Here is a 7,609-nt window from a genome sequence, read left to right on the forward strand (position 1 = left end):
CGACCTCATTCGAGTCTGGACAAAATGACTCCAGATGAGTTTTACTATGACCAGCTACCACAACAAAATAAGGTAGCTTAACTAGAGCAGAGTATCACTTATAAATAAGCTTTTAGTTGTTCAAACATGTGGGACCACCTCTTTCATCGACTGGAAATCTAAAAACCATAAGAAAATATGGTATTCGATTTATGTTTGGTATCGACTGTAACCGTAAGGTTTCCCCAGAAAAAGGACAATGGTTTCAACTGCGCTTATTGCCAGATTTCCATCAGGGTCAAGTGATCTGGCTCAAAGATTTTGGCTTTGTACAATTATTTAAGACTCAGTTAAAAGAACAGCAGAGGTTTTATATTGTGCATCAAGATGAAGATGATTTATTGTCCTTTGAAGGTTTTCATGAATTACATTCAAGTCATTGGAAAATAGAGCAATATCACCGGGTGATTAAACAGGTTTGTCATATTGAAAAGTTTCAAGTAAGACGATCTAAACTGATTTTGAATCATATTTTTTCAGCCTTGATGGCCTACGTTGAGATACAAAAGAACCAGTTTGAGCGGATCTTTGAAAATATATATCGTTGGCAGAAGAAATTATTTAGACCAATTATCAAAAACTTCATTGATGACTTTATTCTCGATAAAAATCATCTGCTACCACAGAGAATCTATAAGTAATAGTGCGTAAGTCCTATTCTATATAAATTTTAAAAGGAAAAACCTTCTCAATCAGGTGAAGGTCTTTCCTAAAATTAACTTATTGTGAAGTATAGGAGCCATCTACCACATACTGGCTGCCCGTTACAAAGGATGCATCATCAGAGAGTAAGAAAGCAACGACCTGAGCAACTTCTTCAGGATTTCCTAAACGACCAACTGGGTGTAATTTTATCAGTTCAGCTTCATCAAACTCACTAATTAAAGGCGTTTTAATATAACCTGGATGTACTGAATTAATACGAATACCCTTTTCAGCATATTCTAGCGAAGCCGTTTTAGTAAGCCCGGTTACACCATGCTTAGCTGCAACATAACCAGAAATATTTTCAGTCCCAACTAAACCTAAAATTGATGCTGTATTCACAATCGCACCACCGCCGGCTGCCAATATTGCAGGGATTTGATAATGTAAGCCATAAAAGACCGCATTCAAATTAATATCAATCACACGACGCCAAGCTTCAATACTTAAATCTGCAATTGGCTGAACGTCACCCAATATTCCAGCGTTGTTAAAAGCTAAATGAAGCGCACCATAGGTGCTGACTGAAAATTCAACTGCTGCTTTCATGTCTTCAGGTTCAGCCGTATTGGCTTTATTCGCAGCCGCTTTACCGCCTAAAGATACAATTTCCTCAGCAACTTTTTGTGCTGCTTCAAAGTTAATATCCGATACTACAACACTTGCACCCTGCTTCGCTAAAAGCATAGCTGTGCTTTTCCCAATTCCAGAACCCGCACCAGTAACTAGGGCAACTTTATTTTTGAACCGATTTGACATAATAAAACCTCTTTTTAAAGTACTGCAATGCTGAATATTTGCATCACATTTAATAATTCACTTGTTTTTACTTCATCACTTGTATTGCAAATTGAATAACATGACATTTACCGCAATGTAATTTTCCCTCCTGTCTTTCTTGCTCTCCAACATAAAAAAGATGGATATGATCCTGCTTGAAAACCTGCAAAATATCCCACGGATCGTATAAATATTCGATATTTTTAGGGCCACCAGTTTTATAGTTGATCTGCTCCTTTGAATACAGCTCACCGATAAACCATCCACCGTTTAGCAAAGATTTTCTTATGCCTTCTAAAACCTTTGTTTGCGTTTCTGTATCGAAATGACCAAATACACAAATCACGTTTTGATAACGCTCGGATGGCCATTTAGCTGCTGTTAAATCAACATGTCGGAGTTCAAGATTTATCCCTGTGGCTTCGGCTTTGCTGGACAGATGCTTCAAAGCAACATCGGAATAATCCCAAACTTCTGCCGAAAAAGGATAATTATCCTGTCTTGCCTGCTCAGCCAAGTACAGGATATTCCTTCCTTCTCCTTCAGCAATTGCCAGTGTTTTACCTTCAATCCGGATTTTCCGCGCAATTTCCTGGATAAACAGGTTTGCTGCTGTGCCGTATAGGTCCTGCGTCTGGGTATACAATTCATTCCAGTGCTGACTCATTTCATCCCTCCATTTACGCCACTATCCAATCAGTTGGAAAACTCTTTAAATGCTTCCAGGGCATTTGCAGCATACATCAATGAAGGTCCACCGCCCATATACACCGCAACACCCAGAACTTCCTCCAGCTCCTGCAGGGTCATGCCCATTTTGACCAGGGTTCTGACATGAAAACCGATACAACCATCACAACGTGCAGCCACACCAATCGCCAATGCAATCAATTCCTTGGTTTTGGGATCAATCACACCATCATGCATTGCGATCTGGGATAATTGATTGAAACTTTTCATTAAATCAGGTGAATCCTGACTGAGCGTTCTTAAATTACCTGAAATATTCTGGGTTAATTCTTTGTATTTCATGACTTTCTCTCAAACTAAACAATCAACAATAAGGTTTTGCTTATTCAATAGATTATTTTTGTACCGGATAGCCCTGCTCTAGCCATGCTTGAAATCCCCCTTGAACGGATTTAACCTGAGTAAAACCCATATTCTGCAAAGTATCTGTAGCCAGTGCCGAACGGCCGCCTGTACCACAGATCAAATAGATCGGCTGATCTTTAAGATGTTCCAGTGCCTGTAGGGTATCGCAATGATGGCTCGCCAAAGGATGCTGGTGAATCCTCATTTCTAAAACACCACGAGGATAGTTCACTGCACGGTCTATCGCTGCCGCCTGAAATTCATCCGGTTCCCGAACATCAATCAGAATGGTTTTATGATTTTTCATGGCTTCAAGTAAGTCATCTACACTCACTTCCTGAATCCGTCTTTTCGCATTCAGGATCATTTGCTCTGCCGTTTTCATCATTTCTACTCTTCCTCACTCATCAAAATCAGCCTCATCTGTTATAAATGCCAGATCAGCAACTTAAAAGCACTTTGTTATAAACTCTCATTCCAGCACTGTTACAACGATCACACTATTGCAAACAGCCCATTTGCTAAATTCATTTTAGACTCTACACCTGTTTGATATTCATTCAGATGACAGATCATGTAGTCATACATCAACTCATGCATTCTTTATCCATACAATGCACAGGACTAGCCTATGAGTGCTGAATAGATTAAATAGATTGCCACCCCAATCACGGTCGTGGCAAAAACCTTTTGGATTTGATTACTCTTTATCAAAGGTATCAAACTACGCCCAATGAGCATCCCAATGATACAAGCCAGAACAAAAGTCAGCGTAACCGAAACAGGATATTGAAAGCCATCCAGAACGTGGGCAGAAATACTGACACTGCCAATCAGGAAGATAATCATCAGGGAAGTCGCAACGATACTACGCATATCGAGGTCTGTGAATTTACGCAGCGCTGGAACAATTACAAAACCACCACCAACCCCAAGCAGGCCAGTTAATAAACCAGCAACTACACCAATACCGGCGAGGAACGAGGCAGTTTTCAAATTCCAGATCAGGCGACCGGTCGTTTGATTGACTTTACACGGTGGATTTTCATAGTCATTGACTTTGTTAAAGAATATCCGGTAAGCCACAATCAGCATCACTAGGCTGAAAGCCAGCGTCAACCAGACTGGAGAAACTATATCGGCTAAATGCACGCCATAACGGGCTGAAGGAATACTGATTAAGGCGATCCAGAGTGCAGCACGATAACGTACAATACGCTTGAATAAACCTTCGAACGTTCCAACGAATGCAGACAAAGTGACTGCAAGCAAGCCTACAGGTGCAGCCTGTGCAACAGTCCAACCCTGACTCGCCATCAGTGCCGGTACAGCCAGAATACCACCACCAGCACCGGTTAAACCCAATAACCCGCCGATGGCCAGCCCTTCAAGTATCAATACCCACATAGCCACTGTTCCTCTATTTACTAAAGCAATTAAACAACGACAAACCTTTTTGTTTAATCTTGAAAAAATGCCTATTTAAAGTAATTGAGTGGAAGTTTTAAATAAGAAACCCCATTCTCTTCTGGCATTGGGAACTGTCCACCTTTCATATTGATCTGAATGAAAGGTAGGATCAGCTTTGGCATACTCAGTCCTGAATCACGCTGGTTTCGCATCTCGACAATCCACCAGTAAAGGAAATTAGATCGTCATGCATAACATACAAAACACACCAAACAATATATTTATTAATAATATATAATTATATACTATATTCAAGTGTTACTTTACTTTTTTATAGAATAAGGTGAATTTTAGGATAAATTTATGAATAACAATGAATTAAAAATAGACTTTTCCAAAGTCAATCTTGTGACTGATTGCTTAAAAGTCTTATCCAATCCTGATCGTCTTAAAATTTTATGTGTCTTAGTTGATGGTGAATTGAATGTTCAAAAAATTGAAATATCTGCTGGGGTTTACCAGCCGACCTTGTCACAACAACTGACTGTACTGAGAAAAAGTAAAATAGTATCAACACGTCGTGAAGGTAAGCAGATTTTTTATCAATTAAGTGATATACGAATATTAAAAATCATGCAGACCCTATATGACTTGTACTGTCAGAGTGATAAAGACTTAGACTAAAACCAGAGACATCCTCAAAATATTTCATATTTTAGATAACAAACTCTTTTGCTCACTTATTCAAACAAAAGAGTCAGTTACACATTCAAATCAATGATCTAAAGATTGGCCTAAATTTTCCCAATCGGGAAATGGGTTAAGCATCAGCTTCCACTGCTCAGGTCCCCCAGCCATTTCCTCATCCGTCAGTAAACATTGGTCAAACTGTTGGATTAAACTATGCTCATCCATATCCATCCCAATCAGTACAATTTCCTGTCGTGCATCGCCAGTACGCTCATCCCAATTTTTGATGATTTCATCACGGCTTTGCTGATCCTCTGGCCAATGCTCGTCAGGAACCGTTGCCCACCAATAGCCTGCAACACCATGTCTAGCCATCGCACCCGCTTGTGACCAAGAAGCAGCAAATTCAGGGTTTGATGCCAGCCAGAAAAAGCCTTTAGAACGGACTACACCTTGCCATTCTGAATTGATAAAATCATAAAAGCGTTGTGGATGAAATGGACGTCTGGCACGATATACAAAACTTTTAATTCCATATTCTTCTGTTTCAGGCGTGTGTTCACCACGCAATTCTTTCAGCCAGCCTGAAGCTTGAGAAGCTTCATTAAAATCAAAAAGTCCCGTGTTTAAAAGCTTATCTAAATCGACTTGACCAAATTCAGAAATTTCAATTTTTGCGCGTGGATTGAGCTTATTTAAAATTGCAAATAAACGTTGCTTTTCTTCTTCATTGATCAGATCCACTTTATTTAAGATGATGACATCACAAAATTCAATTTGATCAATCAGCAAGTCAACGACTGTACGCTCATCTTGTTCACCCAATGATTCTCCACGTTGTTGCAGACTATCATACGAGCTGTAATCTTTTAAAAAATTAAAGGCATCTACAACCGTCACCATGGTATCAAGTCGCGCAAACTCATTCAGTGACACACCATTTTCATCTTCAAAAGTAAAGGTTTCTGCTACAGGTAATGGCTCAGAAATTCCTGTTGACTCAATGACCAATTGATCAAAACGATGCTCTTGTGCAAGGCGACGAACCTCAACCAATAAATCTTCACGCAACGTACAGCAAATGCAGCCATTGCTCATCTCGACCAGCTTTTCATCTGTACGAGAAAGTTCTGCACCGCCCTCTCGTACTAAAGCAGCATCAATATTCACCTCCGACATATCATTGACAATGACAGCAATACGACGGCCTTCACGGTTATTTAAAATATGGTTGAGTAATGTCGTTTTACCTGCACCGAGGAATCCTGACAGCACAGTTACAGGTAATTTTGCTGGGATGGCTAAAGGATGATCCATTGACTTTCTCACTTTTATGTTAATAAAGGGCTGTTATGTTTGGAAAAACATAAAGCACATTGACCTGCGAGCTCTAAATAATGATGTTTAGAGTTAAAATTTTGAGGGAAAATTGACTGTTCGATGGCGTGAGCAAACTGAGGTGAATCAACGATTTGTACTGCCTGACATTCTGTACAAATCGTGACGAGCAAATAGCTTTGCTTCTTCCTCAATTCATACGCTAAATATTTGTTCAATGTATCGAGTTTAAGTATCAGTCCATAGCCTGATAATTTTTTTAGAATACGATAAATCTGTACTGGAGATTGCAATCCGAAAGATTTTGCCTTTTCTAATAAAGCATAGGCGCTCATTGCCTTCTGCTCATTCTGCAAAATTGTTAACACTCTTTGCTGCACAACACTGAGTTTTAATTCATTCATCTCGTGTTCCTTTATTATTCTGATTGGACAAAAGCTGAGTGATACAAGGTGATGAGGTACTTTTATGATCTGGTCCCCATGTACGATATCCAGCACTATCAATATGAATTTGCCCAGAAGTATAAATACCAAGTCCCATATTTAAAGTGACTCCCTTTTCGACCCAAAATTGACACAATTTAGTTTTTGTTTGCTGAATCACTCCAGATTCTTCTGGCGTGGGTTGTTCAGAACCAATTCGAAAATCGAGTGCTGCATTAAAAACATGCCTTGAAGAATCAGCACCACTCGCACAACGGTTTAAGGCAGAGTTACGGTAGACAGAAGTGACTGTAAAATCATCAATCACTTTGACATCAACCAATTCCTTCAAAATTTTTAAGGTCGGAATAATATTGCTCCAAATTTCTTGAGATGGAATTTCATATTCGGATGCATTGCAATTTTGCCAATCTCTCGCAGTTTGAAATAACTCAAACTCAGGTATGACACTGTGTAAGTTATTATTTTTTAAAAACTCTTTATAACGAAGAACTTGATCTTTATTTAAAGGCTGAGATAGCCAATGCTGATAAGAAATTGGTGCAATTTTCTTGAATAATCGATTTGATAGTACAGATTTATGTTTTTTTGTGGCATATTTCCCCGAGGCATTCGATGAGTAAATCAATTGCCCTGTTTGTTTTTGACTACATGCTGAAAGACAAAAAAGTAACCCTATAATTAAAAAATGCTTCATATTCAGTTATTACAATCTCGCAACTCTAAATGTCGTCTTGGCAATTTTAATAAGTTTACCATTAATATTGTTATGTTATAACATAGCTTATGAGTTTAAAAGTTCTTCCTCAAAATTTACATTCCTCCCTATCCTTATCAAATACGGATTATATATGGCGATTAGCAATCAAGACCTGAGAAAAGCAGGACTAAAAGTCACTCTTCCGCGAATAAAAATTTTAGAAATATTAGAAAACTCAAGTCCTCACCATCTGAGTGCAGAGGATATTTATAAAAAACTCTTAGAACCTATCCAGAATATTTTCTATGCAAAAGTAGCCTTAAAAAGGCTAAATTAATGAACTGAAGGCTCGTATTTAGGTGCTTTTCACAGTTTTTCCAGAGCCTTCTGCATTTTTCTAACCAAG

At 38.7% G+C, this 7,609-nt stretch carries 9 protein-coding genes and 4 pseudogenes; 3 read left to right on the forward strand and 10 right to left on the reverse strand.

All coding sequences use genetic code 11. The features are described 5' to 3' along the window. Positions 1–143: 143 nt before the first annotated feature. Positions 144–680, forward strand: a pseudogene (locus FTT83_RS14985) (transposase); the annotation flags it as partial. Positions 681–759: 79 nt separating this feature from the next. Here FTT83_RS14985 and FTT83_RS14990 read toward each other — a convergent pair. The 6 genes and pseudogenes from FTT83_RS14990 to FTT83_RS15015 form a co-directional block, all read right to left on the reverse strand. Next, positions 760–1,503, reverse strand: a complete 744-nt coding sequence (locus tag FTT83_RS14990) for an SDR family NAD(P)-dependent oxidoreductase (RefSeq protein WP_086197164.1) — start codon at positions 1,501–1,503, stop codon at positions 760–762. Between the two features lie 67 nt (positions 1,504–1,570). Then, positions 1,571–2,191, reverse strand: a complete 621-nt coding sequence (locus FTT83_RS14995; protein ID WP_180082290.1) for a class I SAM-dependent methyltransferase — start codon at positions 2,189–2,191, stop codon at positions 1,571–1,573. 29 nt (positions 2,192–2,220) lie between these two features. Continuing rightward, positions 2,221–2,556, reverse strand: coding sequence for a carboxymuconolactone decarboxylase family protein (locus FTT83_RS15000; protein WP_086197102.1), 336 nt, complete (start codon positions 2,554–2,556; stop codon positions 2,221–2,223). A gap of 52 nt (positions 2,557–2,608) precedes the next feature. Continuing rightward, a complete protein-coding gene (locus tag FTT83_RS15005) occupies positions 2,609–3,004 on the reverse strand; it encodes a rhodanese-like domain-containing protein (RefSeq protein ID WP_086197165.1) in 396 nt (131 codons plus the stop codon). Between the two features lie 239 nt (positions 3,005–3,243). Further along, positions 3,244–4,026, reverse strand: coding sequence for a sulfite exporter TauE/SafE family protein (locus tag FTT83_RS15010; protein WP_086197103.1), 783 nt, complete (start codon positions 4,024–4,026; stop codon positions 3,244–3,246). 71 nt (positions 4,027–4,097) lie between these two features. Next, a pseudogene (locus tag FTT83_RS15015) lies at positions 4,098–4,247 on the reverse strand (MBL fold metallo-hydrolase); the annotation flags it as partial. Positions 4,248–4,392: 145 nt separating this feature from the next. Here FTT83_RS15015 and FTT83_RS15020 point away from each other — a divergent pair. Then, positions 4,393–4,713, forward strand: a complete 321-nt coding sequence (locus FTT83_RS15020) for a metalloregulator ArsR/SmtB family transcription factor (RefSeq protein ID WP_086197104.1) — start codon at positions 4,393–4,395, stop codon at positions 4,711–4,713. 90 nt (positions 4,714–4,803) lie between these two features. Here FTT83_RS15020 and zigA read toward each other — a convergent pair whose 3' ends face one another. From zigA to FTT83_RS15035, 3 genes are read right to left on the reverse strand one after another with little or no spacing between them, the layout of a single operon-like run. Next, positions 4,804–6,036, reverse strand: coding sequence for a zinc metallochaperone GTPase ZigA (gene zigA / locus FTT83_RS15025; RefSeq protein WP_086197105.1), 1,233 nt, complete (start codon positions 6,034–6,036; stop codon positions 4,804–4,806). A 14-nt stretch (positions 6,037–6,050) separates the two neighbouring features. Next, positions 6,051–6,461 (reverse strand): Fur family transcriptional regulator, encoded by a 411-nt coding sequence (locus FTT83_RS15030; RefSeq protein WP_086197106.1) that lies wholly within the window; start codon positions 6,459–6,461, stop codon positions 6,051–6,053. After that, positions 6,454–7,200, reverse strand: coding sequence for a D-Ala-D-Ala carboxypeptidase family metallohydrolase (locus FTT83_RS15035; RefSeq protein WP_086197107.1), 747 nt, complete (start codon positions 7,198–7,200; stop codon positions 6,454–6,456). Before FTT83_RS15035 ends, FTT83_RS15030 begins: the two co-directional genes overlap by 8 nt. A gap of 154 nt (positions 7,201–7,354) precedes the next feature. Between FTT83_RS15035 and FTT83_RS15040 the strand changes: the two are divergent. Beyond that, positions 7,355–7,519 (forward strand): annotated as a pseudogene (locus tag FTT83_RS15040) (transcriptional repressor); the annotation flags it as partial. Here FTT83_RS15040 and FTT83_RS15045 read toward each other — a convergent pair. Beyond that, positions 7,491–7,609 (reverse strand): annotated as a pseudogene (locus tag FTT83_RS15045) (IS5/IS1182 family transposase); the annotation flags it as partial. The pseudogenes FTT83_RS15040 and FTT83_RS15045 overlap by 29 nt on opposite strands.

This window comes from Acinetobacter sp. YH01018, from assembly GCF_013420295.1.
GTDB lineage: Bacteria > Pseudomonadota > Gammaproteobacteria > Pseudomonadales > Moraxellaceae > Acinetobacter.